Below are 399 nucleotides of genomic sequence, written 5' to 3'. Positions count from 1 at the left end.
CGATCTTTGATGTGATTAATAACAAGATCAACTTCACTGCCAAGAAGGCTGAGTTGCGTAAAGCAGGAGACGACGAAGGTCTTGCCAAACTTGGGCAAGAGATCGTTCTTTACGATCTGAGCCGCTTTGCTTCGCGCAATATCAAAAAGGTTTTCGAATCAATCCCCCTCTTCGAAGGCCAAGAAAATGGATGAGGGCCTGCGCGCTGATGATTTTCGGCGCGCTTGGCCCACTGCGCTGTCCGCCGCGATGCGCGACGTGGGCCAACTGGCGGATCAAATTGAGACAGCAGCAGAGAAAGTAACTGCCGCCAACCGAGACGCGCTAGTTATCGCAGAGCTGCTTCCCAAGATGGTCGATGCGCTCCGTGTTTCTCTTCGCGAGGATGGAGAGAAACTC

The 399-nt window shown here is 52.9% G+C and carries 2 protein-coding genes; both read left to right on the top strand.

From position 1 onward, the window contains the following. The coding region (locus tag GVL50_RS28640; RefSeq protein ID WP_159815862.1) for a hypothetical protein at window positions 1-194 on the top strand (194 nt) is incomplete at its 5' end. Continuing rightward, window positions 187-399: hypothetical protein (locus tag GVL50_RS28855; RefSeq protein ID WP_218586059.1), on the top strand; the 213-nt coding region annotated here is incomplete at its 3' end. The genes GVL50_RS28640 and GVL50_RS28855, both read left to right, overlap by 8 nt.

Origin of the sequence: Pseudomonas sp. 18058 (assembly GCF_902706155.1) — a bacterium.
GTDB classification, from domain to species: domain Bacteria; phylum Pseudomonadota; class Gammaproteobacteria; order Pseudomonadales; family Pseudomonadaceae; genus Aquipseudomonas; species Aquipseudomonas rustica.
The sequence above is the reverse complement of the archived record's forward strand: the minus strand, read 5'-3'. Positions and strand labels throughout refer to the sequence as shown.